Source organism: Streptomyces sp. NPDC030165, from assembly GCF_055573595.1.
On record NZ_JBVIBD010000025.1, the window covers coordinates 66977 to 91195 of the forward strand.

Here is a 24219-nt window from a genome sequence, read left to right on the forward strand (position 1 = left end):
CGACATGACGCATTCCGGTGAGCGGACCGACGTGCTGATCGTGGGCGGCGGCCCGGTCGGGATGGCGCTGGCCCTGGACCTGAGGTACCGCGGGATCGACTGCGTGCTCGCGGACGCCGGTGACGGAGAGGTCCGGCATCCCAAGGTCAGCACGATCGGTCCGCGTTCGATGGAGCTGTTCCGCCGCTGGGGCGTCGCGGACGCCGTCCGCGGCGCCGGGTGGCCGGCCGATCACCCCCTGGACATCGCCTGGGTCACCCGGGTCGGCGGTCACGAGATCTACCGGTACCGCCGGGGCGCCGCCGGGAACCGCCCGGCTTTCGCGCACACCCCCGAGCCCGACCAGATCTGCCCGGCGCACTGGCTCAACCCGGTGCTGACGCGGGCCGTGGGCGTCCACCCGGACGGTCCGCTGCGGCTCCGTACCACCGTCGACCGCGTGCTGCGCACCGACGACCACGTCGACGCCACCCTCACCGACCACGCCACCGGCACGACCGGCACCATACGGGCGCGGTTCCTGGTCGCCTGCGACGGCGCCGCCTCCCCCATCCGGCAGTCCTGCGGCATCGACGCGCCGGCCCGCCACCGTACACAGATCTTCCGCAACATCCTCTTCCGCGCGCCCGGGCTTAGGGAGCGGCTCGGCGACCGCGCCGCGCTCGTCCACTTCCTCATGCTCTCGTCCTCGCTGCGCTTCCCCCTGCGCTCGCTGAACGGCAGCGACCTGTACAACCTGGTCGTGGGCGTGGACGACGGCGCCGCCGGCCGTGTCGACGCGCTGTCGCTGATCGGCGACGCCCTCGCCGTCGACACCCCGGTGGAGCTGATGAGCGACGGTGAGTGGCACCTCACCCACCGCGTCGCCGACCGGTACCGGGCCGGACGCGTCTTCCTCGCCGGCGACGCCGCGCACACCCTCTCGCCCTCCGGCGGCTTCGGGCTCAACACCGGCATCGGCGACGCCGCCGACCTGGGCTGGAAACTCGCCGCCACGCTGAACGGCTGGTCCGGGCAGCAGTTGCTCGACACGTACGAGACCGAGCGCAGGCCGATCGCCGTGCAGAGCCTGGAGGAGGCCAACCTCAACCTGGAGCGCACCCTGCGCAGGCGGCTGCCGCCCGAGATCCACCTGGACGGGCCCGAGGGCGAGCGGGCCCGTGCGGAGATGGCGCATCGGCTGGCGAGCAGCGGCGTGGAGCGGGAGTTCGACGCCCCCGAGATCCACTTCGGGCTGCGTTACCGCTCCCCCGTCATCGTCGAGGACCCCGACGTACCGGTGCGTCACGGCAAGCCGGACGCCGGCTGGCGCCCGGGCAGCGAGCCGGGCTACCGCGCCGCGCACGCGTGGTGGGACGCGGGCACTTCCACCCTCGACCTGTTCGGGCGCGGATTCGTCCTGCTGTGCTTCGCCGAGCACCCCGGGGTGGAGGGGATCGAGCGCGCGTTCGCCGAGCGGGGCGTACCGCTGACCGTGCGGACCGCGGGCGACGGGGAGATCGCCAAGCTCTACGAGCGGCCCTTCGTGCTGGTCCGCCCGGACGGCTGTGTGGCATGGCGCGGTGACGAGCTGCCCCGGAACCCGGGATTCCTCGTCGATACGGTGCGAGGCGCCGGGGCCGCGCACGGGCACCGGTGAACGGGCACGACGGACGAGCAGGAAACGCGGCGGACCACGCCGGAGCGAATAGCCTGCCGCCGCACAGCCGGGAGGCCTGAATCCGAAAAGCAAGTCGTATGAGCACCGCCCCGGCAGCAGCACGACAGTGTCTGGCCCAGCGGCACCGGAGGAAGGGTTCTCGGCCGACCCCTTCGGGGTGATGCGGTTGCGTACCAGGTCGGAGTGCAGCTGTGCCAGGGCGTGGTGGGCACGGTATTCGGCGAGGGCGTACTACCCGAGCCCCTGGGGAAGTCGGCGGCCAGGTCGTGGAGTTCGGCCGCGTCGTAGAACCGCAGCCAGCCCGGGCGCCAGGCGGTGGCATCGGCGCGGGTGAAGGCCCGCTCGGCGTAGCGGCTTGCCGGTTGCCGGTGCGTGCGTGACAGGAGGCGGTGCGGGCGTGGGCAAGGGAGGCGTAGAGCGGGTCGCAAGCAGCGGCGCGGGAAGTGCGGGCAGCTCCGGCGGCCGCGAGGGCGTCGGTGTGCCGGTCCTGCTGGGCGGCGAGCATGCTGATGTTGTGCCAGGCGCGCAGTTCAGCGTCCGCATCGTGTGCCATCCCGGCCAGGGCAAGCGCCCGGTGTAGGTAAGCGGTGGCCCGTGCGGAGCTGCGGGTGTCGACCGCCGCCCAGGCCACCGTGGTGGTCGCATCCGCGGCCAGTGCGTACAGCGCGCTGCGCACTCTCGCCGAGGCCACTGTGTGCTGCAGCAGCTCGTACGCTTGGTCGACGCGGCCGCGCGCATCGTCGTGGTGGGCCAGTGAGTCGACGCGGGCGCGCAGACGGCGGACGCCGATCATGCCGACCGCGGCCCGGACCTGCAGCGCCGACACCTTCGCGAGGTCGGCAGCCATGCTGAGCAGGCTCACCAGGTTGACGTCACCTCCCTGGCATGGCGTGGGCAGTTCGTCCGGGTAGTCGTCGAGCGGTTCCAGCGGTTCGTGCAGGTCGGTCAAGGGCCCTCCCGCGCCAGGTGCCGACGCCCCGATTCTCAGTCCGGTCCGCTGGAGCTCGCGGGTGAAGTCGCCAATCGGCCATGCGCTGGTTGGTTGACGTCTCCGTCAGTGGTCGCGGCCCGCTCCCCTGTCCTGATCGGGCCGCGTCGTGTGCTGCTGCTGGCTGGCAGGGTCGGCCGCGTCTGCGGCCGGCTGCTTCGGCTGTGGCCCGTCGGCGATGGTGCGGGCGCGGGCTTCGGCGGCCTCGGTGAAGGCGGCCAGCCGAGCGAGGTTCGCCGGTGCGTACAGCCACGTCGCCGGATCGGTCGTACGGCCCTCCAGATACTCCTCGGGCATCGTGGCCTGCTGATGGATGTGCACAGCGGCAGCCCGCTGCGCCGGAGTGAGCGCGGCGTCCCGGCCCGGGTGGTCGACGGCATGCGGCGCGGCCGCCGCCTGGTCGTGATCGTGGTCGCCGGTACGCGCGGTGGCCGATGCGGTCGCGGGCGGAGCTCCGTCCGGCGCGGCAGGTGCGGTGCGGGCGGCGCGGATCGCGTTCTGCAGGACGAGGCTGGCGACCCGGGCCCGCTCGTACCGGCTCGATTCCCGCGGCGGCTTGCCGCCGGTGGCGGCGATCCACCACCGGTGAGGCACGGCGAAATCGGCGGTGTATCTGATCTGGCCGGGTGCCGAGGCCCTCGCAGATCGTCTGCCCAGCCGTATCAGCCCTTCCTGCGAAGTCGTGATGTCCACCGAACACCGCCCGAGATACCTGCAGGTGCAGGCCCGTTGTGGCCCCGAGAGCCGGCAGAAGCCGGGGCGCCGCTGGCTGCTCAGACGGTGTACTGGCCGCGTCCGGGGCGCTTCAGCAGCCCTGCCTTGACGGCGCGTTCCAGGGTATTGCGCAGCGATTCGCGCTGGCCTGCGGTGTCCTCCCGGCCCAGCGCGGTGTTGATGTCGGCCGGACGCATCGCGGTGTCATGGTCCTTCAGGATGGTGATGGCCGCGTTCAGGAGCGGCGAGGTCATCTTCGTAGGCGGGGCAGCCGCCGGGGCCGTCGCGCGCATACCGGCCGGCGTCTTCTTTCGGGCCGGCGCCGGGGACTTCGCTGGCTTCTTCGCCGTTGCCTTGGCGCGGGTCGTCGCCGGCTTCCTGGTCCCCGGAGCAGCCCGGCGGGTCTTTGCGCCGGGTTTGGCGGATGTGCGCGGCTTGGGCACCATGGCGACGGCTTCCGCAGCCGGCTCCAGCGCCCCGGGCTCTGCCTGTGCTTCTTCCCCGAGCGCTTCGCCGGCCGGCTCCGGCTGCGCCTCGTGTGCCGGTGCCGTGACGGAATCGGACGGGGCGGCTCCGGTCAGGACACGCAAGTGCTGGAGTGCCTGCCGGGCCGATACCAGGTGCTGCTCGGCCTCGCGGAGCTCGGTGCGCAAGGTCTCCGCACGTGCGGTCAGTTCCGGCAACTGCCGTTCAAGATCGGAGATGGCCTGCTGGAGGGAGGACGTTGCGACGGTAGAAGCCACGTAGGGTCCTTCGGCAGTTGGCTGACAGTGATCCAGTCACCGTACGCGCCATTCGCAACGCTCGGCTCCGAATTCCTCCAATGCCCGTATCCCACTCTGCCGGGTCCGGGCGCCCTCAGATCGTTGCTTGGGCATGGCCGCGTGCGCTTCACGATCAGCCGCAGATATATCGAGGTCGGGGTAGTGCCCACCCGGCCCGGCGGGCCGACCGTGGTGCCGTACGGTGCCGCACACCCGGGGATCCGTGGTCACATCCGGATGCGCGGCGGTTCACAGGTCCCTGGCGGGCGCGACGTCGGTGAGACGGTCCAGGCGCTCGTACAGGGCGCGGACCGGGCGGGCTCGGCCCTGGGCGCAGCGCACAGTGTGCTTGACCAGTACGGACAGGCGGCGGTCGGCTTCCGCGAGCACGATGTCGGCGAGCGCGAGGGCCTGGTGGTCGCCGGGCAGCTGCTCGGCGGCGCGGCGGGCATCGCCGGCCACCACACGGGCGGCGCGGGTCAGCTGCGGCGCGATCTGCCGCAGGCGGGACCGTTCGTTCCTGGTCGGCGTGCCTGCGCGGTCGCCTGGGTCACCACCCGTGCCGCGCGGGTGCTGTCGGGCGGCCGGTGGTTGCTGGAAGGCTGGTGCCCACTTAGCCTGCCGGATATGGACCTTGACCTTGTTGGACGACGTGCGGTGGTCACCGCGAGCAGTAAGGGCATCGGCGCGGCCATCGCCCGCCAGTTGGCGGAGGAGGGGTGTGTCGTCTTGGTTCACGGCCGTGACCGGGAGCGTGCCGAGGGCTTAGCCCAGGAGTTGCGAAGCCGGGGCGGAGTAGCGGACGTAGTACTGGGGGACTTGACGGAGGAGACGTCTGCTGCCGCGGTGGCGGAGGCTGCGCGGGAGTGGCGGGCGGATGTGGTGGTCAACAACGCCGGCCCGTTCGTCGAGAATGACTGGGAGACGGCTGAGCCTTCGGCCTGGTGGGACGCGGTCAACGGCAACGTCCTTCCTGGTGTGCGGATGATCCGTGCGCTGCTGCCTCACATGCGTGAGTGCGGTTGGGGGCGTGTCATCAACGTGGGCAGCCGGGCTGCGACGACGCCGTTGCCCAACATGGTGGAGTATTCGGCGGCCAAGGCGGCGGTGGTGAACATGACCACCTCGTTAGCCCGGCATCTGGCTGGCACGGGGGTCACAGCCAATGCCGTAAGCCCGGGTGTGGTCGCGACGGATGGCATGCGCGAAATGTTTCGGCAGGAGGCCGCGCAGCGGGGCCGGTCCACCGAGTGGGAGGACCTGGAGCCGGAGGTGGCCAAGGAATACGCACCGAATCCGGTGGGCCGCCTGGGCACGGGCGAGGACATCGCGGCCGCCGTGGCGTTTCTTGCGAGTCCGCTGGCTGGGTACATCAATGGGATCGATCTGCGAGTGGACGGCGGCATCGCCCTCGTGCCGTGACCGGGCCCGGCAGGTGCGCCGGTGAGGACCGGGGGCCGGCCACGGGGAGGGCAGGGTCTGTGGCTCGTCACCGGATTTCGGTGTGGGCGGTGCGGGTCATCTCGGCGACGAAGGCGTGGACGGCCGGGGTGGTGTTGGTCTGCGCGGTGGCCACGGCAATGGTGCGTGTCACCGCCGGGCGGCACGGGATGAGACGGACCCGGCGGTCTCCGACGGGTGCGGCCATCCGCGGGATCAGTGCGGTGGTGAGTCCGGCGGCGACCAGTTCGAGCTGGGTGGCGTAGTCGGCCACGCAGTAGCGGACCTCCGCGTCGGAGACGGTATGCCGGCGCAGCAGTTGTTCGAGGGCTTGGTGGGCGTCGCTGCCCGGCGGGCAGCTGGCCCAGGTCAGGTCGTGCAGGCTGCTCAGGGGCACCTCCTGGAGGTGGGCGAGCGGATGGCGCGGGTGTACGGCCAGCAGCGCTTGCTCGTGGACCAGGGTGTGGGTGTGGGTTGCGGGCGGGATGCGGGTCGGTGCGTGTGTCCAGCTTTCCATGACCACGGCGTCGAGCTTTCCGGTGTGCAGTTCGGGCAGCATGTGCGCCGCCTCGCCGTCGCGCACTTCCGGCTCCAGCCGCGGGTGACGGTTGGTCAGGGCCACCAGGCTGGACGGGATCAAGGAGCGTAAGGCGGAGGCGACGGCCCCGATGCGCAGAGGGCCGGCGATCAGGCCGCTGACGGCGGCGAGGTCCATGGTGGCGTGGGCGGCCACGACGGACATTTTCTGCGCGGAGGAGGCCAGCACCCGCCCGGCGTGGGTGAGGCGGATGCCGCGCCCGGACGGTTCTAGGAGCTTGCAGCCGGCTTCCCGTTCGAGGCGGCGGATGTGCTGCGAGATCGCAGGACCGGTCACATGCAGCTTCTCGGCAGCGGCGCGTATCGACCCGTGCTCGGCCACGGCCGCGAACACTCGTAATCTCTCCCATGACAACACCTGAGCGAGACTATGCAATGCAGCGAACAAACAGTAAATAGTGCTGTGGGATCTTGGGTGGCAGGGTGCTGGTTGTGGATGTTGCGCCCGAAACCCGTCCTTCGTCTGCCGCCTTTCGAGCCGAGCCGGAGCCCCGAACGGTGGCCGGTCTGTTCATCATCGGTGGTGCCGCCTGCCTGTCGGCCTCCGCGGTCTTCGTCAAGCTCGCCCACGTCAACGCCGGCACGGCGGCCTTCTTGCGCTGCGCGATCGCTCTGGTCCCTCTCGTCCCCTTGCTGGTGCACGAGACCCGGCGCCAGGGGGCGCTGCCGCGCCCGTTGCGCCGGTACGCGGTCATCGCGGGAGTCTTCCTGGGGGCCGACTATGTGATGTGGACCATCAGCATCCTGGACATCGGCGCGGCCATCTCCACCGTGCTCATCAACGTGCAAGTCATCGTCTTTCCCCTGCTGGGCCGCCTGTTCGACGGCACGAAGATCCCGCGCCGCTTCCTGTGGGCCTGCCCCCTGATGCTCGCCGGCATCGCCTTGGCGGGCGGCGTACTCAACTCCAGCCAGCAGGCCAGTCATCCCGTGCGGGGCGCGCTCTTGGGCATCGGCGCTGGAGTCGCCTACGCCGTGTATCTGTACCTCAGCCGGCTGTCCGGCCAGCGCTCGAGCCGGCACCTGGTCAGCCCTGTGTGCCTGTCCACCGCCTCGGCGGCCATTGCCTCGGGCCTGATCAGCGTGCTCACCACCGGTCTGCCGCTGTCCATCCCGGCCGCCTCGTGGGGGTGGATCACTGCCCTCGCGCTCCTCGGCCAGGTGGCGGCATGGCTGCTGATCAGCAAGGGCGGCCCGCACCTGTCGGCGAACACCACAGCCGCTCTGCTGCTGCTTCAGCCTGTCATGGCGATCGGTTTCGCCCTGCTCATCCTTCACGAGACCCCCACCTATGCCCAGTTGTGCGGCTGCGCTCTGGTCATCGGCGCGGTGTGGGCCAGCAACCGCGCCCCCCGTACCACCACGACCTGAGCTGCGGCGGCAGGTGGTACGCAACACAACGCCAAACCCCTCTGTGCCCTAGCGCTGCCGCACGGCAGGCGCGGCTTTGGCTCCCCCTCTGCAGAAGGGAATCGCATGGATCAGCCCTCGGCCGACGACTACGGCCTCATCGCCCCTGTCAGCATCCCGCGGGACGGACAGGCACCCGGTGACGTCAGCGGCCCGGACGAGTACGACTCGTTCTTCCGGATCCGGCACGACGAGGTCTCCACCACCACGTGGGTGGCGCAGACCCTGTCCGTGACCCGCAAGGTCACCGACGACCTGAGCAGCACCAGCCTCGACGAAGCCGACCGTGCCGATCTCCTCGACGGCATCACGCTGCTGTTGCAGCACGCCGTGAGCCTGACGACCGATCAGTGACCACGCACCACCAGGAGCGACCTATGGCACTCACCCCGGAGCAGGAAACAGCGGTGCGCCGCTGGAAGCTGGGACACCACGTCTTCCATCTGCACCTGACAGTGATGAACACCCATCTCGTCGCCTTGCGCACGGCCCTGGACGAGGAGGACTGGCCCGCCTGCCGGCGGCTGCTGGACGTGCTGACCCGGCTGTACCGGGCGTCGACGGCGTCCATGCGCTACGCCTCGGACTTCCCGCAGGCTGCGTACTCGGACCTGCTGCGGCCGGCGATGGAGCCGCCCTGGGTCAGCCCCGGGTTCTCCGGCAAGTTCAACACCGACCACGAACGCATGCTCCGCCTGCTCAAGGACGTCCGCAGCCCGCTGAAGAAGGCCGCCCGCACCGGATCGGCCCCCGCAGACGTACAAGAGGCCGCCCAGCTCCTGTGGCAGGAGCAGTCACGCAACCGCGCCAACCACAAGCTCATCTGCGAAAAGTTCGTTCCCGGCGGCAAGTCCCTGCTCCAGGAGTACTTCGCCGCATCCGAGAAGTGAGTGACGAGGAGACTGGCATGTCCTTCACCATCGTTGAGACCTGGTACCTGACCGACGAGGCCGCGCGGCAGGCGACCCGGACCATGCAGATCATCGACGACGCGATCGGGGAGAACGCTCACGGCCACCCGGGGTGGAGCGGGCACGCCACCTTCCTGCAGGACGAGAAGAAGCCCAACGTCGTCACTTGGGTCTACCCGTGGCGCAGCGCGGAGGACCATGCCGACCTGCTGAAGACCGAAGAGCCGATCGTCCAGCCGCTCATAGCGCAGTACTGCACCCAGCCGCGCACGATCCGCTACGCCGCCGAGCTCCCCGTGGAGGTCGAGCATGACCACCACTGATCGCACCGGCTTTGTCCAGGAGGCAGCCGGCGCGGCGCTCCCGGCCGATGCGGTGGGTGACTGGTCTCCGCAGGAGCTGGAGGACAACGGCCGTCTGCTGCTGTCCCAACTGCGCGACCACTTCGAGGCACTGCGTTCGCTGCCGGTCACCACCGGCCGCTCGGCGCAGGAGATACACGCCCTGTTCGACCAGCCGCTGCCCACTGAACCGGAAGACTTCGCCGACATCCTCGCGCAGACCTGGCGCGACCTGCGGCCCAACCTGACGCTGTGGAACCACCCCCGCTTCCACGCCTACTTCTCCAACAGCTCCAGCGGGCCCGCCATCCTCGCCGAGATGGCCACCGCAGCGCTGAACGTCAACGTGATGCTGTGGGACGCCGCCCCCGCGGCCGCGGCGGTGGAGACCACCGTTTTGGGCTGGCTCGCGGACATGCTCGCCTACCCGGCCGGCGGCGACGCCGTTCTCGTGGACGGCGCGTCGCTTGCGACGCTGTACGCCCTGGCCGCGGCCCGCGAGCACCTTGACGGCCTCGACATCCGCCGCAGCGGCCTGGCCGGGGCACCGGTCCTGCGCATCTACACATCCGATCAGTCGCACAGCAGCGTCGACAAGGCGGCCATCACCCTCGGCCTGGGCCTGGACAACGTCGTACACATCGCAAGCGCGACCGACGGCACCCTCTCCCCCGCGGCCCTGGACGCCCGCATCCGCAGCGACCTGCGTGCCGGCCACCGGCCCCTGACCGTGGTCGCCAACGTCGGCAGCACCTCTACGGGCGCCATCGACCCGATCGCTGCGATCGCCGAGGTGTGCTCCCAGCACGGGGTGTGGCTGCACGTGGACGCCGCCTACGGCGGGTTCTGGCGCCTGGCCGACCGGGTACGCCCCCATCTGCCGGACCTGTCGCCCGCCGATTCGCTGGTGGCCAACCCGCACAAGGTCCTGCTGTGCCCCATGGAAGCCAGCGCCCTGCTGTGCCGCCATCCCGACGCGCTGACCAACACCTTCCGGCTGGTGCCGGAATACCTCACAACCCGCCATGAGGACGGCAGCGTCGACTTCATGAACTACTCGCTGCAGCTGGGCCGCCAGTTCCGGGCCCTGAAACTGTGGTGGATCATCAAGTCCTTCGGGAGCCAGGGCATCGCCCAACGGCTCTCGGCCGCCGCCGACCTGGCAGACCAACTGCGCAAGACGGCCGCGAATGCCCCCGGCTGGGAGGTCACCAACCCCGACACCCCCTTCCCCCTGGTATGCCTGCGCTACGTCCCGGACGGCCTGGCCCCCCAGGAGACCGACGAACTGAACCGCCGCATCCACCACCGCGTCAACGCCGGCCGGCGCTCCTTCGTCTCCCACACCGTCACCCCGGCCGGATACGTCATCCGCGTCTCGATCGGCAACATCCACACGGGAGCAGAGGACATTGACGGGCTGTGGCAGGAGCTGACCACCGCAGCCGCGGCGGAGGAGGGAAGCACCCGATGACCACGACGGCTGTGCGGGCCGCCGAGCCCGAGACCTTTGCGGAGCGCCTCTCGGCGTTCTACGCCGTCGGACGGTGGGAGGCCGTCAACGACGATCTCCCCTGGACCCCGGCTCCACGTTCGCGGCCCTGCATGTGGCGCTACGCCAACCTGCGCCCCTTCGTCCTGGAGGCTGCCAGCTTCGTCAAGGGGGACGATGCCGCCCTCCGGGTGCTCACCCACCTCAATCCCGGGCACCGGGAGTACGAGGCCGCCTGCGGGCACCTCTACTCAGGGCTTCAGGCGCTCAAGCCCGGCGAGGCCATGACCTGTCACCGGCACGCCGCATCCGCCATCCGCTTCGTCCACGAAGGCCACGGCGGGTGGACGGCGGTCAACGGCGACCGGATCCCGGTCAGCCCCGGCGATGTCATCGTCACTCCCAGCCGCCTGTGGCATGAGCACGGCAACGACGCCGACGACGGCCTGGTCATCTGGCAGGACTGCACCAACGACCCACTCGTCAACACCCTGGGCGCCAACTTCTTCGAACTGCACCCTGCCAAGACCCACCTGCCCTCAACACCGGCCAACGACACCCTCGCCACCTGGGGCGGCATCCTCCTGCCCGACACCCGGCGCAGCCAGCAGACGTCCCCTCTCTATACCTACCCATGGGACAAGTGCCAAGAAGCGCTGGACGCGGCGGCCCGTGCGGGACACCACAGCCCCTACGACGGCGTCATCCTGGAGTACACCAATCCCGCCACCGGAGGCCCGGTCACCCCGACCACCGGGTGCAAACTCCAACTTTTCCAGGGCGGGGAGCGTACCCGCACCCACCGACACACCGGCTCGGTCATCTACATCGCCGCCCGCGGCCAGGGCACGACCACCATCAACGGCACCGACTTCGAATGGTCGGCCGGCGACACGTTCTGCGTGCCCTCGTGGGCCTGGCACGCGCACACCAATCGGCACCCCGACGAGGACGCGGTGCTCTTCTCCACCAATGAGTTCCCGCTCCTGCAGACCCTCGGCCTCTACAGCGAAGAAGCCGCACCGGAGCACACCACCTGACATCACCCGGGCCGGGGCGGCGCCGACGGGCCCGCCCCGGCCCCCGATGCGAAAGAGCCCCATGCCACACATCCTGATCATGCTGTCGGGCGCGACCCAGATGCCCCTCACCGACGGACGCTCCCGGGACATCGGGTTCTGGCCCGAAGAGGTCGTCGAGCCTTTGGACGTCTTCGCCCGCGACGGCGCGCAATGCACCCTCGCCACCCCCGACGGGCGCCCCGCCGCCCCCGACCCCTCGGGCCTTACCCCGGAGGGCACCGGCCTGTCCCCCGACCGGTGCCACACCCTGCACCAAGAGGTCGCCGCCCTCAAAGACCTGCTGAACACACCGGCGGCGCTGCGCGACCTGTCCGCCGAGCCCTTCGACGCCGTCTTCATCCCCGGAGGCTACGCGCCGATGGTCGACCTGTGGGCCGACCCCCACGGCGGACGGCTGCTCACCGACTTCCACCTCCAGGACAAGCCCATCGCCGCGGTCTGCCACGGGCCGGCCGCCCTGCTCGCCTGTATGACACCCACCGGAGAGTGGCCCTTCGCCGGATACCGGATGACCTCGTTCACCGACGACGAGGAACACGACGTCGCCCTGCTCAGTACCCTGCCCTGGACTGCGCAGCAAGCCCTGACCAAACGCGGCGCCCGCTTCCTTGCCGCCTCCCAACCCTGGCAGGAACACATCGTCGAAGACCGCAACCTCTTCACAGGGCAGAACCCGGCCTCCGCCGGCCCCCTTGCACGGCGCCTGCTCGATCGCCTCGCCCCGTCCCGGTGACACACGCCCTGTTCGCTGCCTCTGTTGCTGGCTTACGCGTCGTACTCCTGCACGTCCTGCCCCGTAGACGGGGTACCGTGCCCTGCGCCCGCCCCCGCGACGACGAGCAGATGCAGACCCTGCCCAGTTGACCGCACCAACGTGGAGTACGGCTTGGTCACCGTGTGGAAGAGGGCGATGCGGCGCAGCAGGCCGCTGGCGACCCACGCGAGGCAGCTTGCTCCTCCCACCAGGTGGGGTCTTCTGCCAGGTAGGCAGATTCGAATGGGGTCAACGCGGGTGCGTCCCACAGTGGGAGGAGATCGTGGTCAGGGCATGAGGCCCGGTGTTCGGACACGGCAGCCCGCCACTGTTTGGGAGCCGGCCCGGTGATGGTGACGCGCGCGTCGGTGCCTGCCAATACGAGGTGGACGCCGGCCGCATCAATCCCGAGGAGCCTGACCCCGGCGATGCCTCCCGGCCCCCGTTCTTCTTTGGGTGCGGATCCTCTGAAGTGACGATCAGGATCAAGCCGTGAGGCTGTATTCCTGCTGGTCCGGGCTGGGGTAGAGGCGTTGATGCTCGCGGGCGCAGTGGAAGTGCCAGTATTCCTCGAAATCACCGTTCGCGATCAGGGCCCGGAGTCGGAGGACAGCTTCGGCACCGTCGAGTCCCCAGCGGGCGCCGGTGATGTCGAGGCGGTCGGCGATCAAGTGGCGACAAGCGCCTTCGACGGCGCCCGTGGCGATCGGCCAGCCGGCCGCGAGGGCGGTGTCGTAGTGGAGCTGGCCGAGGTGGCCGGTGAGGTAGCGGTGACAGGTGGTGACCTGCTCGCGGCGGGCGGCGGGAAGCTGTTCGGCCGCGGCCTGGGCGGTCATCTCGGTGGCAGTGCGGTCGGCGTGTCCGGCGAGTATGGCGGTGAGTTTGTCCGCGGCCCAGGTTTCGGCCTCGCGGCTGCCGGGCGGGTGGAAGGCGTGCGCGGCCGTCCAGCAGTATTCGGCGACGTGCACGAAGTCGAGCAGGACGTTCAGGCGGATATCGCGGCGGGCGGCTTCGGCATGGATCAGATCGAGTTGGTGGCGGGCGCCGTCGACGAGCACGATCCAGTCCCGCAGATGCCTGGGGTCGCGGGCCTCGGCCTGGGCGAACGCGTCGGCGACGACCTGTTCCGGAGGGCGGATCACCGAGGCGGTGCACCATTTGTGCACCGCTTTCGGGCTCGGCCGTGGCGGCCGGGTTTCGCTGCGGCCGCCGGGTGGGTGAACGATATCGTGCGGCCGACGCGGGGCGGGAGCGATGTCGAAGACGCAGGCCACCGTCGCCATGCGCTTGCGATTGGGCTTTTCTCCCGGGGCCAGGCGTCCGCGCCGCCCGGCGGCCGCGGTCTTGGCTGCGGCCTGGCGAGTGGCTTCGCGCAGGGCTTCGGGGCGCATCACCACGCCCTTGCCGTCGACCTGGAGGACCAGCGGCATCTCGCGGGTGCACGGGGTGGGAATCTTCGCCGTGTAGTAGGCGGCGATGTCGACGGCGGAGGCGACTACCAGTTCTTGGAGGCGGCGCTTGCCCACAACCTTGCCGCATCGTCGCTCGATCGCGGCGGCGGCCTGGTCGAAGGAGCCGCGGACTGCTTCCAGGACCGCGAGCCGAGCCAGTCCGCGTGAGTGCCGGCCGGCAGGCAGCGACAGTTCCGCGTCCGCCGGGTGTACGTTGGCCACGCCCCGGGCCCGGTAGGCGATCCGGCTCACCCGCACCGGCCCGAACACGCAGGTCAGCAGGCGGTGATGGCCCTTCTCCCGCCAGGACCGCGGCTGTCCTTCCGGACCGAGCACCACCGGCTGCTGTCCTTCCGCCCGTACCGTGTCCTCCTCCTTCCTGGCTCGCTGATCGAGGTGGTCCTGCATCAGTTGCCGCAGCAGCTCGCGTCCCAGCAGTTCGAGCTGGGCTTCCACTTCGCCGTGGTGCATGGTCGCCGCCGGGCCGTCGGCCAGCGTCGAGATGAGGCGTTCGAAGGCATCACGGGAGGCGGAGTACGGATCAGGTTCACCCAAGGCGTCGTACGGTTCCATAGGGCTCTTCTTCGGGAGTGATTCGTTTGGTTGGCACCTTCGAATCTATGAGGAAGAGCCCCTTGGTCACCGGGAGTTAGACCGCCCCGTGCCCGGTCCTCGACGGGCGAGGGTGAACTGACCCGGTGTGTTTTCGTCCAGCCAGCCCCGCTTCACCAGCCGCTTCAGCTTGGACCGCATGCCCTCGATCTTTCCGGTGGTTGTCGGCAGACCGATCCGCGGCACGATCTGCTTGGCCTGCAACGGTCCCGGTGCATCGGCGATGACTTCCAGGATGTCCCGGTACACATCCGGCAGCATGGCCATGACCAGGCCCTCCCGCCACGGCGGCACCACCATCACCCCGGTCCCATGGGGCGCTGACGTCTCGCTCGGTTCCGGCGCATCTCCTGCCGCAACGTCCGGTTCGCTCTCCGCGGCCGACTGCTCCGCCAGAACCTGCGCGACGGTCTCCCGCGTGATCTCCAGCCGTGAAAGGTCGTCTCTCGCCTTCTCCAGCCGGAGGGCCAACTCCGCAGCCTCGGCCTGAAGCTCCTCCACTCGCTGCCGAGCCGCAGCCTCCCTCGCCCGCAGCTCTTCCGGCAAAGACACCATGGCGCCCCACCTCCACCCCGCCACGGTAGGAGTACAACGGCACCGGCACACGCCCATCAGCGTCTTCCCCGCTCAACCACCCCTCAAGAGGATTCAGTCAGGGGCCGCCGCTGTGATGTGGCTCAGCACGCACAGCCAGCGGCCGTCCCGCTTCACGAACACATCAGTCGTCCACTCATCAGCGTCAAAGCTCTGTCCCCGGTAGTGGGCCGTGTTCGTCACTCGTCCGGTGAAAACCGCAGTGTCGCCGTAAACCCGGACCCTGGCCTGGTTCACGAGATTCATGGCCGAGTGGGTCAGCTCCCCGGACTCGACGACCGCGAGAAAGTCTTCCCTGGAGGCGACGCCCGAGGCCGAGACGATCACCCACTCGTCGGCCATGAAGCGGCCGATCCGCGCGGCATCGTTGGAGACAACCGCAGCCGCCCAGTCCTCCGCGACAGCGACGAGCTGAGCGCGCACCGTGTCGTCTTCTGGACCCTTCGGGGGTGTGCCAGCGTAGTCGCCCACCGCTCGATGCTAACCGGAGACGCAGTCTGCGGCCCCCTGCCAGTCCTGCTCTGCGACACCCAACGGGACATCGGCGAGTACCCAAGGCTCGTGCACCCACCGGACGGCCGCAGTGAGGTCCGGCCGCCGCGGCCGGCGCCCGAAAGCAGAGCGGAAATGGTGCATCGCTTCGGTGATCCGTCCTCCGGAGCAGGTTGTTGCCGACGCCTTCGCCCAGGCCGAGGCCCGAGTCCCGCAGCATCTGCGGGACTAGATCGTGCTCGTTGACGGCACACGCCACCAGCCCGACCTGGCCCACACCGAAGCCGCCCGCCGCAGCATCCACCCTCACGTGCTGCTCGGCTTCGTCATCGCCGTCGAGTACGGTTCGACGGCCGCGCACGCCTGCCACCCGGTCGGCAGCCGTGAGGCCGAGATCTGGACCGCAGAAAAACTCACCGTGATCCATACCGCCCGCGAACATCAACGCCTCCACCTCAGCCCTGACCAGCAGAACTACAACCTCACTGCTTGACCACAACCGTCACTTCAGAGGATCCGCACCCAACTCGGCTTGCGAATAGGGCTGCAGGCAGTTGAGGACCTGCTCGCGTTCCACCACCGTGTCGGGCCTGTGCTGTGCTGTCTGGTCCACCGCCAGGTGCTGGTGCCCGTGCCGGCGCAGGCCGCCGACCGGTGGCACGCGCCGCAATCGGTGTGCAGCCCCCTGATGCACTGCGCGACCGCTCCCGCCGGATCCCGCTGCCACCGGCTGTGGCTGGACCCCGGTCGAGGAAACAGCACCACCACCGACAGCCGGGCGTTGCACGACGCCTACCTGGCCCGGCGTGGGCGGCACGAGGGAGGGCACCGGCCCCCGACGAGCCACTTCGAGCGCCGTCCGGCCCTCGCAACAGGCAGACCCCCTGCCTGGTAACGCCCGCAGAACCGCTGTTCGTCGCTCGTGCTCATCTCAGTTCAGCTCGACCGTGAGGTTGTCATGCCTGTCCCTGTCCCGACGACGGCTACCGGTGCGCCCTCCGCGCGCCACCGGGCGCCGCACACCACCGTCACCTTCCGGGCGCTCACCGCCCTCGCCCTGGCCCTGGCAGCCGGAGGGGCAGCCGTGCTTTCCGCGCCGCCGGCGGCGCGGGAGGCCGTGGCCTGGTGCGCCGCGGTGGCGGGGGCTGTGGTCGTCGTGCTGGTCACCGTGATGGAGCGCCGTGTGGCCCGGATATCCCGCGAGCGTCGGGAGGCGTGCTCCCGGGCCGCCCGGCGGCAAGGAGAGGTGGCCCGGGTCCGGGACGAGGTCCGCTGGCTCGGTGCCCGGCTGCTTCCCGAGGTGCTCCAGCGTCTGGAGCAGCGCGAGTCCGCCCGGACCATCCTGGAGCGGCTCGATGCCGAGCGTGCGCTGCCCGAGGACCAGGAGGTGCGGGATCTGGTCGAGGCGGTGGTCACGGCGGTGTGCCGGGAGCGGCGCGAGCGTGACGGCGCGGTGGACGTGCTGCGTACTTGCGCCGACAGGGTGCAGGCCGCCGTGACCGCATTGCTCGCCCTGATTGCTGAGCGGGCACGGCCGTACCAGGACAGCCAGCGCGAGCTGGTGCCCTGCAAGGACATCCTTGAGGACCTCACCGCCCTGGATGCCAGTCTGTCGAGGCTGGGACGCCACAGCCAGAACCTGCTCGCCCTGACCGGTGCTCGCTCCATCGGCCGCCCGTGGGACCGTCCGATGGAGGTGGAGCGGATTGTGCGGGCGGCGATCGGGCAGCACAAGGGCTTCCACCGGGTGCGATGGTCGGTTCCGCAGGAGGCCCAGCACGCGGTGCACGCCCAAGCCGTCAACGCGGCCGTCCACGCCACGTCCGCGCTGATCGAAAACGCGTTGCAGTACAGCCCCCCGAACACCCAGGTCAGCGTGAGCGTCGAGCCCGTCACCGCCGGGCTGGCCATCCGCGTCGAGGACAGCGGGCTGGGCCTGCCTCCCGAGATGCGCGAGCGGGTGCTGCGCACGGTCGACCTGGACTACTGTCCGCGCCCCTACGCCGAGCTGTCGGGACACCAGCTCGGGCTGGCCAGCGCCCGCAAGACCGCCGAGCGCTTCGGCATGAGGATCGCCTTTGGCGCCTCGCACCGGCTGGGCGGGACCGAGGCCAGTGTCCTGATTTCCTGGGAGTGGCTTACGGCCCTGCCCGCGGACCGTCCGGCGCCGCCTGCCACACCACCGCAGCAACGTTCCGCAGCCTCGGCACAGACCAGCCGTCCCGTCCCGCCCTCGCCCGCAGACGAACGCCAGGACGCGGCATCCCCCCTGGTCCCGCCGTCCGGATCCGGCCCTCGGCTGCCTGTCCGCAAGCGGAGCGCGACCCTGCCGCCTTCGCGCCCGCAGGCCACCCCCGAGGTTGAGGCCCCGCTGCGGTCGGACACCGCCCAGCGCATGGGCGCCTGGCGTGCTGCCGTCCGGTCCGCCCCCTCCTCCATCCCTTCCCCCGACGCCCCGGAGAATTCCGCATGAACACCCCTGCCCCTGACCTGACCTGGCTGATGAACCAGCTGCGCAACGACATCCCCGGCTGCCGCAACGTGCTGCTGGTGAACAGCGACGGGCTGAGGAAAGCATCGGACGACCGCTTCCAGACCGATGAGGCGGACAAGATGGCGGCGCTGTGCAGCAACCTGCTCTCCAGCGGCATCGCCTTCGGCAAGCTCTACGGTGACAGGTCCCTGCACTCGGTGGTCATCGACCTGGAGCGCCACCAACTGGCGGTGATCCACGCCGGAGACCGTACGACCCTGGCCGTCGTCGCCAACGCCGACGTCGACCCTGCGGTGATCGGCACGGCCATGATGCAGATGGTGGAGAAGCTGGGGGAGCATCTGGGCACGGCAGCGCGGGCCCCGGAGCACACCTCGTCATGAGCCTGGACGTGCCCGACCGGTGGTTCGTCATCACGGGCGGACGCACCAGCAGTGATCACACGCTCGATGCGTTCACGCTCATCGTCACCGAACACGGGGACACCGCCGGGCTGCAGATGGAAGAGGTCGGCATCATCGCCCTGTGCCGCAGGCCGCTGGCCGTCGCGGAGATCGCCGCCCACCTGGGTACGCCGCTGGGCGTGACCAGGGTGCTCATCTCCCGCCTGCTCGACGAGAACCGGGTCCACGCCCGGCCCCCGGCCTCCACCACCGCCTTGGACGACAAGGCCCAACTGTTCGAAAGGGTCATCCGTGGTCTGCAAAAACTCTGATCCCGCCCCGGGCGTCCTGTTGCCGGCGAGTACCAGTACGGCGGTCAAAGTGATCATCGCCGGCGGTTTCGGCGTCGGCAAGACCACGTTCATCGGTGCCGTCAGTGAGATCACGCCGCTGACCACCGAGGCAGAGATCACCGAAGCCAGCACCGGCGTCGACGAGGTCGCCGGCGTCCCCGGAAAGACGACCACCACCGTGGCGTTCGACTTCGGCCGCCGAGCCCTGGACGACGACCTCGTGCTCTACCTGTTCGGCACGCCGGGACAGGAGCGCTTCCACTTCCTGTGGGACGGCCTGTTCGAGGGCTCGCTGGGAGCGGTCGTGCTGGTCGACACCCGCCGGCTCGATGACGCCTTCGTCTACATCGACAAGTTCGAGGCCGACCAGCTGCCGTTCGTGGTGGCGCACAACGTCTGGGCCGGTGAAGACACCATCCACACGCTCCAGGAGATCCGGGCGGCTCTGCAACTGGACAGCGGCATACCGCTGGTGCGCTGCGATGCCCGGGAACCGGACTCTTCCCGGCAGGTCCTCATCACCTGGGCCACCCACGCCGCCCGTGCGTACGACGCGGCCCAGGCCGGACAGGAGCCCAGCCGTGTCTGACCCCGGTTCTGCACTGGTCGAGCTTCCCGCCACCCACCGCGGCGCGGTGCGTCTGGGCGATCCGCGCTACCAGAGCGATTCCCAGGCCGTCTTCTGTGAGCTGCGCCAGGCCCACGGACCACTCGCCCCGGTGCTGCTGCACGGCGGCGTCCCGGCCTGGCTGGTCCTGGGCTACCGCGAGCTGGTACATGTGACCCGCCAACCGGACATCTTCGCCCGCGACTCGGCCCGGTGGCGGCTGGGCTCGCTCCTGCCGAGGGAATGGGAGCTGTGGCCGCTGCTCGGCGGCGGCCCGGCCGGCCACTCGCTGATGTACACCGAGAAGGAGACGCACCGTCGGCGCGCCGGCGCGCTCAACAACGCCCTCGACGGCATCGACCGCCAGGAATTCGCCGCCCGCTGCGAACAGTTCGGCCAGCAGCTGGTGCGCCGCTTCGCCGCGGTGGGCCGCGCCGAGCTGATGGCCGACTACGCCATGCAATTGCCGGTCATGGCGATGAGCTGGGCCCTGGGGGTGCCGGCCGGGTACGGCCCGCATCTGGTCGAGGATTTCGTCACCATGATCGCCGGAGGGCCGGACGCGATCGCCGCGCAGCAGCGCTCCCGCGAGATGATCGCCCGTCTCGTCGACGAGAGCCGCCACCGTCCCGGCACGCACGTCACCGCCCGGCTCGCGGCCCACCCCGCCGGCCTGAGCCGCGAGCAGCTCATCGAGGACCTGCTGGTCACGCTGACGGCCGGGCACCAGACCACGGCCTACCTCATCGGCAACGCCCTGCGGCTGATGCTCACCAACACGCGCCACACCGACGCGTTCCTGCGCAGCCACCTGACCGTGCCGGAGGCCATCAACGCGGTGCTGTGGGACGACACCCCCACCCAGACCTACGCCGGGCGTTTCACCGCCCGCCCGGTCTCCCTGGGCCGCTACACCCTGCCCGAAGGCGACCTGGTCCTGCTCGGCATTGCTGCCGCGCACCACGATCCGGTCGTCCGCCTCGGTGCGGCTGCCGATCTGTACGACAGCCGCTCCAACCTCTCCTACTCCCACGGAGAACACGGGTGTCCGTACGCCGCCCGGGACTTGTCCCAGGTGATGGCCACCACCGGCATCGAAGTTCTCCTCCACGCTCTGCCTGGCGTGCGCCTGGCCTGCCGTCCGCAGGAGCTGCGCTGGGATCCCTCGATCTGGATGCGGGGCCTGAAAGCCCTGCCCGTCTGCTTCTTCCCCGCCCCGTAACCCCCTGGAGACCTCCATGGACCTGAGCCCCGCCATACCCAGCACGCCCGACCAGCCGCTGAGCCTGACGCGTCCCCTGTTCGTTCTCGACCCGGACAGCCCCGATATGCACCAGGACGCCGCCCGGATGCGCGCCGCCGGTCCCGTCGTGCCCGTCGTGCTGCCCGGCGACGTGGCGTGCTGGGCGATCACCACCACCGCCACCGCCCGCATCGTCCAGAGTGACCCCGGCACGTTCAGCGCGAACCGCGACCACTGGCGTGCCCGGAAGAACGGGCAGGTCCCGAAAGACTGGGTCCTGCGGGGGCTGGCCGATCCGCGCCCCAGCCTGGTCACCTTCGACGGCATCGACCACCAACGGCTGCGCAAGCCACTGGCCAGCGCTTTCACCCGGCACCGCGTCGAGACGCTGCGGACATACATCAAGGCCACCACCACCCGGCTGCTGAACGTCGCGGCGGCCACAGCGGCGGATACGGGAGTGGTCGACTTACGCAAGGCGGTGGCCTGGCCGCTGCCGATGACCGTCATCAGCCACCTGCTGGGCGTACCGCGGCGCGACCATGGCGACCTGCATGCCTGGTGTCAGGTGATTTTCGACGACACCCAGGACCCGGCCGACGCCCTCGCCGCGTTCCACGACTACCTCACCCGCCTGATCGAGCGGCGGCGGTGCGCCCCGCAGGACGACCTGGTCAGCGCGCTGCTGAGCCTGCCCGAGGACCAACGCCTGACCAACGAGGAGCTGGTCCCCACCTTGCAGGTCCTCGTCATCGCCGGGCACGAGACCACGGTGCACCTGCTGGTCAACGGCGTCCGCGGCCTGGCCGGCCGCCCCGAGCAGCTGAAGCTGCTGCGGAGCGGCGAGGTGAGCTGGGAGGCAGCGGTCGAGGAGACCCTGCGCTGGGACCCGCCCACCGCCAACTTCCTCGCCCGGTTCGCCACCCGCGACGTCACCGTGGGGGGCGTGGAGATCGCCGCCGGGGACATGGTGATGCTCTCCTACATCGCCATGGGCCGCGACCCTGAGCGCCATGGTCCGGATGCCGACCGGTTCGATGTCCGCCGAGTCCCCCGCACGCACCTCTCCTTCGGACACGGAGCGCACCGGTGCCCCGGGGAACACCTGGCCCGTCTCGAAGGCGCCATCGCCCTGCGCGCGCTGTTCACGCGCTGGAACGTCACCCTGGACTCCCCGCCGCGCCGCTCGCGCACCGTACTGATGAACTCCTACACCGCCTTGCCCGTCCGCCTGGCACTGGCCGGCAATCGGCCGACGGCCAACGCCAGGCGGACGGGGGTGTGACGATGTCCCGCATCCCCACTGGCGCCACAGCGGCGGCGGCCACCGGGCCCCGGCCGGACTGCGTCATCCGCCCGGCGGAGTACGCCGACCGCCAGGCCGTGGAGCAGTTCGTCGCACGCCCGACGCACTGGATGGACCACCGGCCCCGCCCCGCCACGACCGGCGACTGCCCGCTGCTGTCGATGCTCGGCGCGGTCGAATGCGGCCACCCGCTGACCTGGCTGCTGCTGGACGGCACCACCATCCGCAGCTGCGCCCTGGTGATCAGAAATCCGATGCGTGACGAGCACGGGAGGCAGCAGCCCGGCGGGGCACTGTGGATCGACGACCTGTACGAGGACCGTGACGGGCCGGACGCCGACGCATACGGTCCGCGCCTTGCGGGCTGGCTCGTCGACTACGGCGCACACGAGTGTGTGCGCTGGCTGGCCACGGACGTGGCCGACGCCGCGGTCGCCGAGGTCATCGGCGACCGCTACGGCTTCGAAGTGCTGCGTACCCCCACGTCGGCCTACCTGCTGCGCCGCCGCACCCAGCCCCTGCCCCGACTCACTGACACCGTCCACGCACAGCTTCCGCCGTGCGTCCTCAGACGAAGACGCCCCTGACGAAACTTCCGCAGGCGGTGGGCCAACACCGTCGCGCGGGCGGGCACGGCACGTCCGTGCCCAGGCGGCCGTTCCCCGTGACGGCTGCCGCCCTTCCGAACGGCCACCCGCTTCCGACCCGGGTGCGCCCGTCGGAAGACAGCGGCCCTGCCCCGCCAGACGGCGAGAGCGGGGCGGGCCGCGCCGCCGCCTTCCCGGCCGACGACGTCCGGGAAGTACCTGGCCGCCCCGCCGTGGGGACGGGCTGGCCGGGTCGGCGCCGGGCCCGAGGGGGGCTTCGGCGCTGCGGCACACGAGCCGGCCCCGGCCGGGCCGGACCAGGGGGTGCCCCTGGCCGGGACCGGCTCTCCCCTCCCCTTCTTTCCGCCTACGAGGAGTGCGCCATGACGGGCCCCACCACCAGCGTCACCGACCCCGTCCAGCGCGTCCTTGCCGACTTCCCGGACGAGCGCGAGCCTCATTCCGGGAAGGGCGCGGGCTGCGTTCACCCGCGCCGGGTACGGCCGGTGTGCCGGCCGTACCGTCCGCCGTCCCCGGTTCGTGCCGCTCCCGCCTTCGCCGACCGAGGGCTGGGAAGAGCCGGGGGAGGCACCGTGTGGCTGCGGCCTGAGCACAGCCAGGACGCAGCCAGGCCGAGCCGGGCCTCTCCCTCGGCCGCTGGCCCGCCAGGGCTCATCACCCTGGCGGGCCGCCACGGCCCCGCCCCGCGCCGTACGACTTCTTCCGAAGGCCGCGGCCACCAGGCCGACGCGCTGCCCATCCAGGAAGACCTGACCGTCCAGCCCCTCTCCGCACGGGCGGAGCGAACAGCATGAGCACCCGGCTTCCGGACCCCACGCCGCAGGCGCTGCGGGCGGCGCAACGCCTGCGAGACCTGCTGGGCTTCGCCCCACCGCCCCCGGCCCCGGCTCCTGTCGAACAGCCGCGCCAGGACGGCGCACCCGACACAGCCCAGGCCCCCAACGCACCGCGCGACGACCGGTGCCCCTGAGCCCTACGCCGACCATCCACCTCCTTCCGTACTGCCTGCCTCACCTCTGGAGAGCGTCCAAGATGTCCCACTCCGCCGAGCCGGCACCCGCGCAGCAGACCCCGCGCGCCACGTCTTCCCCGGTCCGCGATGCCGTGCGCCGTCAGCTGACGGCCATGGCCGCCGAGGACGACCGGCTGATGCGTCAGGTGCACGCCCTGCCGGGCGCCACCCACCGCCGCCAGCACCTGGATGACGCCTGCGCCCAGCACGCCGCGGAGCTGCGGCACCTGGTCCATGAGCACGGCTGGCCGACCGCCGCCCTGGTCGGCGGCGAGGCGGCCGTGGCCGCCCTGAAAATCCTGCTGCACGCGCCCGTGGCCGACCGGGACTTCGTGCTGGCCTGCTGCGAGCTGATCCAGGCGGCGGTCGCCGAAGGCGCCTGCGATGTGGCCTACGGCGCCTACGCCCACGACCTCGCCGCCGTCCTCCAAGGCCAGAAACAGCGCTACGGCACCCAGTTCGTGCCCCGGCTGCTGCGGCCCTGTCCGATCGAGGACCCCGAGGGCGTCGAGGCGCGGCGCGCCGCCGTCGGGCTGCCGCCCTTGAGCTGCGAGCTGGCCGCCCACCAGCGGCGTCGGCTCCTCATCTCCTGACCCTCGCCGGTCTTACGTCAGCATCCGAAGGCATCGAGAAGGATTCATGGACCACCTGCCACACGCAGACCCTTCCGCCGGGCCGCAGGGGCGCCAGCCCGGCCTGTACCGAGGGCGCCGGCCGGTGACGGGCACCCCTGCGGCACGCCCGCCCCAGCGCCCCGGCGCCCAGGCCCAGGCCCCGGGCCCGGTGGGCCCTTACACCAAGGACGACTTCGCGCTCGACCTGCGCGACGCCGAAGTGCCCGTTACCGCGGGCGCCTTCGCCTTCTTCTTCGGCGATGACCCCGCCGACCGCACCTTCACCTGACAGGGACA

Annotated in this window: 27 protein-coding genes and 1 pseudogene; 21 read left to right on the top strand and 7 right to left on the bottom strand. The window is 70.7% G+C overall.

Features of this window, described 5'->3' with window-relative positions; genetic code table 11:
- Nucleotides 1–4: 4 nt before the first annotated feature.
- Nucleotides 5–1639 (top strand): FAD-dependent monooxygenase, encoded by a 1635-nt coding sequence (locus tag ACZ4Z1_RS34800; protein ID WP_468490668.1) that lies wholly within the window; start codon nt 5–7, stop codon nt 1637–1639.
- A gap of 1075 nt (nt 1640–2714) precedes the next feature.
- Here the strand turns inward: ACZ4Z1_RS34800 and ACZ4Z1_RS34805 are convergent.
- Together ACZ4Z1_RS34805 and ACZ4Z1_RS34810 are read right to left on the bottom strand one after the other, a co-directional pair.
- Nucleotides 2715–3242, bottom strand: a complete 528-nt coding sequence (locus tag ACZ4Z1_RS34805; RefSeq protein WP_468490669.1) for a hypothetical protein — start codon at nt 3240–3242, stop codon at nt 2715–2717.
- Nucleotides 3243–3421: 179 nt separating this feature from the next.
- A complete protein-coding gene (locus ACZ4Z1_RS34810) occupies nt 3422–4105 on the bottom strand; it encodes a hypothetical protein (protein ID WP_468490670.1) in 684 nt (227 codons plus the stop codon).
- Between the two features lie 141 nt (nt 4106–4246).
- On the opposite strand from ACZ4Z1_RS34810, the gene ACZ4Z1_RS34815 reads away from it, so the two are divergent.
- Nucleotides 4247–5548, top strand: a complete 1302-nt coding sequence (locus ACZ4Z1_RS34815; RefSeq protein ID WP_468490671.1) for an SDR family NAD(P)-dependent oxidoreductase — start codon at nt 4247–4249, stop codon at nt 5546–5548.
- Between the two features lie 67 nt (nt 5549–5615).
- On the opposite strand, the gene ACZ4Z1_RS34820 is transcribed toward ACZ4Z1_RS34815, so the two are convergent.
- Nucleotides 5616–6521: a LysR family transcriptional regulator gene (locus ACZ4Z1_RS34820; protein WP_468490672.1), complete on the bottom strand. Its 906-nt coding sequence runs from the start codon at nt 6519–6521 to the stop codon at nt 5616–5618.
- A 140-nt stretch (nt 6522–6661) separates the two neighbouring features.
- Here ACZ4Z1_RS34820 and ACZ4Z1_RS34825 point away from each other — a divergent pair, with 140 nt between their 5' ends.
- The 7 genes from ACZ4Z1_RS34825 (at nt 6662) to ACZ4Z1_RS34855 (ending at nt 12132) form a co-directional block, all read left to right on the top strand.
- Nucleotides 6662–7534 carry a DMT family transporter gene (locus ACZ4Z1_RS34825; RefSeq protein ID WP_468490673.1) on the top strand — a complete coding sequence of 291 codons (873 nt, stop codon included), beginning with the start codon at nt 6662–6664 and terminating at the stop codon, nt 7532–7534.
- A 105-nt stretch (nt 7535–7639) separates the two neighbouring features.
- Nucleotides 7640–7927 carry a hypothetical protein gene (locus ACZ4Z1_RS34830; protein WP_468490674.1) on the top strand — a complete coding sequence of 96 codons (288 nt, stop codon included), beginning with the start codon at nt 7640–7642 and terminating at the stop codon, nt 7925–7927.
- Between the two features lie 23 nt (nt 7928–7950).
- Complete coding sequence (locus ACZ4Z1_RS34835; RefSeq protein ID WP_468490675.1) at nt 7951–8463, top strand: hypothetical protein; 513 nt, start codon at nt 7951–7953, stop codon at nt 8461–8463.
- A gap of 17 nt (nt 8464–8480) precedes the next feature.
- Entirely contained in the window at nt 8481–8807 is a 327-nt protein-coding gene (locus tag ACZ4Z1_RS34840) for a hypothetical protein (RefSeq protein WP_468490676.1), read from the top strand.
- Entirely contained in the window at nt 8794–10299 is a 1506-nt protein-coding gene (locus ACZ4Z1_RS34845; protein WP_468490677.1) for a pyridoxal phosphate-dependent decarboxylase family protein, read from the top strand. The genes ACZ4Z1_RS34840 and ACZ4Z1_RS34845 overlap by 14 nt, the downstream gene beginning before the upstream one ends.
- Nucleotides 10296–11357, top strand: coding sequence for a cupin domain-containing protein (locus ACZ4Z1_RS34850; protein ID WP_468490678.1), 1062 nt, complete (start codon nt 10296–10298; stop codon nt 11355–11357). The genes ACZ4Z1_RS34845 and ACZ4Z1_RS34850 overlap by 4 nt, the downstream gene beginning before the upstream one ends.
- Nucleotides 11358–11418: 61 nt before the next feature.
- The gene (locus ACZ4Z1_RS34855) at nt 11419–12132 is read left to right on the top strand and encodes a type 1 glutamine amidotransferase domain-containing protein (RefSeq protein WP_468490679.1); all 714 of its coding nucleotides are present in this window, start codon (nt 11419–11421) and stop codon (nt 12130–12132) included.
- Between the two features lie 32 nt (nt 12133–12164).
- Here the strand turns inward: ACZ4Z1_RS34855 and ACZ4Z1_RS34860 are convergent, their stop codons facing one another.
- From ACZ4Z1_RS34860 to ACZ4Z1_RS34875, 4 genes are all read right to left on the bottom strand, one after another.
- Nucleotides 12165–12362, bottom strand: a complete 198-nt coding sequence (locus tag ACZ4Z1_RS34860; RefSeq protein ID WP_468490680.1) for a hypothetical protein — start codon at nt 12360–12362, stop codon at nt 12165–12167.
- Nucleotides 12363–12638: 276 nt separating this feature from the next.
- The gene (locus ACZ4Z1_RS34865) at nt 12639–14177 is read right to left on the bottom strand and encodes an ISKra4 family transposase (protein ID WP_468490681.1); all 1539 of its coding nucleotides are present in this window, start codon (nt 14175–14177) and stop codon (nt 12639–12641) included.
- A 66-nt stretch (nt 14178–14243) separates the two neighbouring features.
- Entirely contained in the window at nt 14244–14771 is a 528-nt protein-coding gene (locus tag ACZ4Z1_RS34870; protein WP_468490682.1) for a hypothetical protein, read from the bottom strand.
- Nucleotides 14772–14864: 93 nt separating this feature from the next.
- A complete protein-coding gene (locus tag ACZ4Z1_RS34875; RefSeq protein ID WP_468490683.1) occupies nt 14865–15281 on the bottom strand; it encodes a nuclear transport factor 2 family protein in 417 nt (138 codons plus the stop codon).
- An 87-nt stretch (nt 15282–15368) separates the two neighbouring features.
- Here ACZ4Z1_RS34875 and ACZ4Z1_RS34880 point away from each other — a divergent pair.
- From ACZ4Z1_RS34880 to ACZ4Z1_RS34935, 12 genes and pseudogenes are all read left to right on the top strand, one after another.
- A pseudogene (locus tag ACZ4Z1_RS34880) lies at nt 15369–15726 on the top strand (ISKra4 family transposase); the annotation flags it as partial.
- A gap of 534 nt (nt 15727–16260) precedes the next feature.
- Complete coding sequence (locus tag ACZ4Z1_RS34885) at nt 16261–17775, top strand: sensor histidine kinase (RefSeq protein WP_468490684.1); 1515 nt, start codon at nt 16261–16263, stop codon at nt 17773–17775.
- The gene (locus ACZ4Z1_RS34890; RefSeq protein ID WP_468490685.1) at nt 17772–18179 is read left to right on the top strand and encodes a roadblock/LC7 domain-containing protein; all 408 of its coding nucleotides are present in this window, start codon (nt 17772–17774) and stop codon (nt 18177–18179) included. The genes ACZ4Z1_RS34885 and ACZ4Z1_RS34890 overlap by 4 nt, the downstream gene beginning before the upstream one ends.
- The gene (locus ACZ4Z1_RS34895) at nt 18176–18511 is read left to right on the top strand and encodes a DUF742 domain-containing protein (RefSeq protein ID WP_468490686.1); all 336 of its coding nucleotides are present in this window, start codon (nt 18176–18178) and stop codon (nt 18509–18511) included. Before ACZ4Z1_RS34890 ends, ACZ4Z1_RS34895 begins: the two co-directional genes overlap by 4 nt.
- 49 nt (nt 18512–18560) lie before the next feature.
- A complete protein-coding gene (locus ACZ4Z1_RS34900; RefSeq protein ID WP_468490687.1) occupies nt 18561–19121 on the top strand; it encodes a GTP-binding protein in 561 nt (186 codons plus the stop codon).
- On the top strand, nt 19114–20361 hold the full coding sequence (locus ACZ4Z1_RS34905; RefSeq protein ID WP_468490688.1) for a cytochrome P450 family protein: 1248 nt from the start codon (nt 19114–19116) through the stop codon (nt 20359–20361). The genes ACZ4Z1_RS34900 and ACZ4Z1_RS34905 overlap by 8 nt, the downstream gene beginning before the upstream one ends.
- 16 nt (nt 20362–20377) lie before the next feature.
- A complete protein-coding gene (locus tag ACZ4Z1_RS34910; protein WP_468490689.1) occupies nt 20378–21667 on the top strand; it encodes a cytochrome P450 family protein in 1290 nt (429 codons plus the stop codon).
- Between the two features lie 2 nt (nt 21668–21669).
- Entirely contained in the window at nt 21670–22275 is a 606-nt protein-coding gene (locus tag ACZ4Z1_RS34915) for a hypothetical protein (RefSeq protein WP_468490690.1), read from the top strand.
- Between the two features lie 383 nt (nt 22276–22658).
- Complete coding sequence (locus tag ACZ4Z1_RS34920; protein WP_468490691.1) at nt 22659–23090, top strand: hypothetical protein; 432 nt, start codon at nt 22659–22661, stop codon at nt 23088–23090.
- Entirely contained in the window at nt 23087–23266 is a 180-nt protein-coding gene (locus tag ACZ4Z1_RS34925; RefSeq protein WP_468490692.1) for a hypothetical protein, read from the top strand. Before ACZ4Z1_RS34920 ends, ACZ4Z1_RS34925 begins: the two co-directional genes overlap by 4 nt.
- Before the next feature lie 62 nt (nt 23267–23328).
- A complete protein-coding gene (locus ACZ4Z1_RS34930) occupies nt 23329–23901 on the top strand; it encodes a DUF6624 domain-containing protein (protein WP_468490693.1) in 573 nt (190 codons plus the stop codon).
- Nucleotides 23902–24025: 124 nt separating this feature from the next.
- Nucleotides 24026–24211 (top strand): hypothetical protein, encoded by a 186-nt coding sequence (locus tag ACZ4Z1_RS34935; protein WP_468490694.1) that lies wholly within the window; start codon nt 24026–24028, stop codon nt 24209–24211.
- Nucleotides 24212–24219 lie beyond the last annotated feature (8 nt).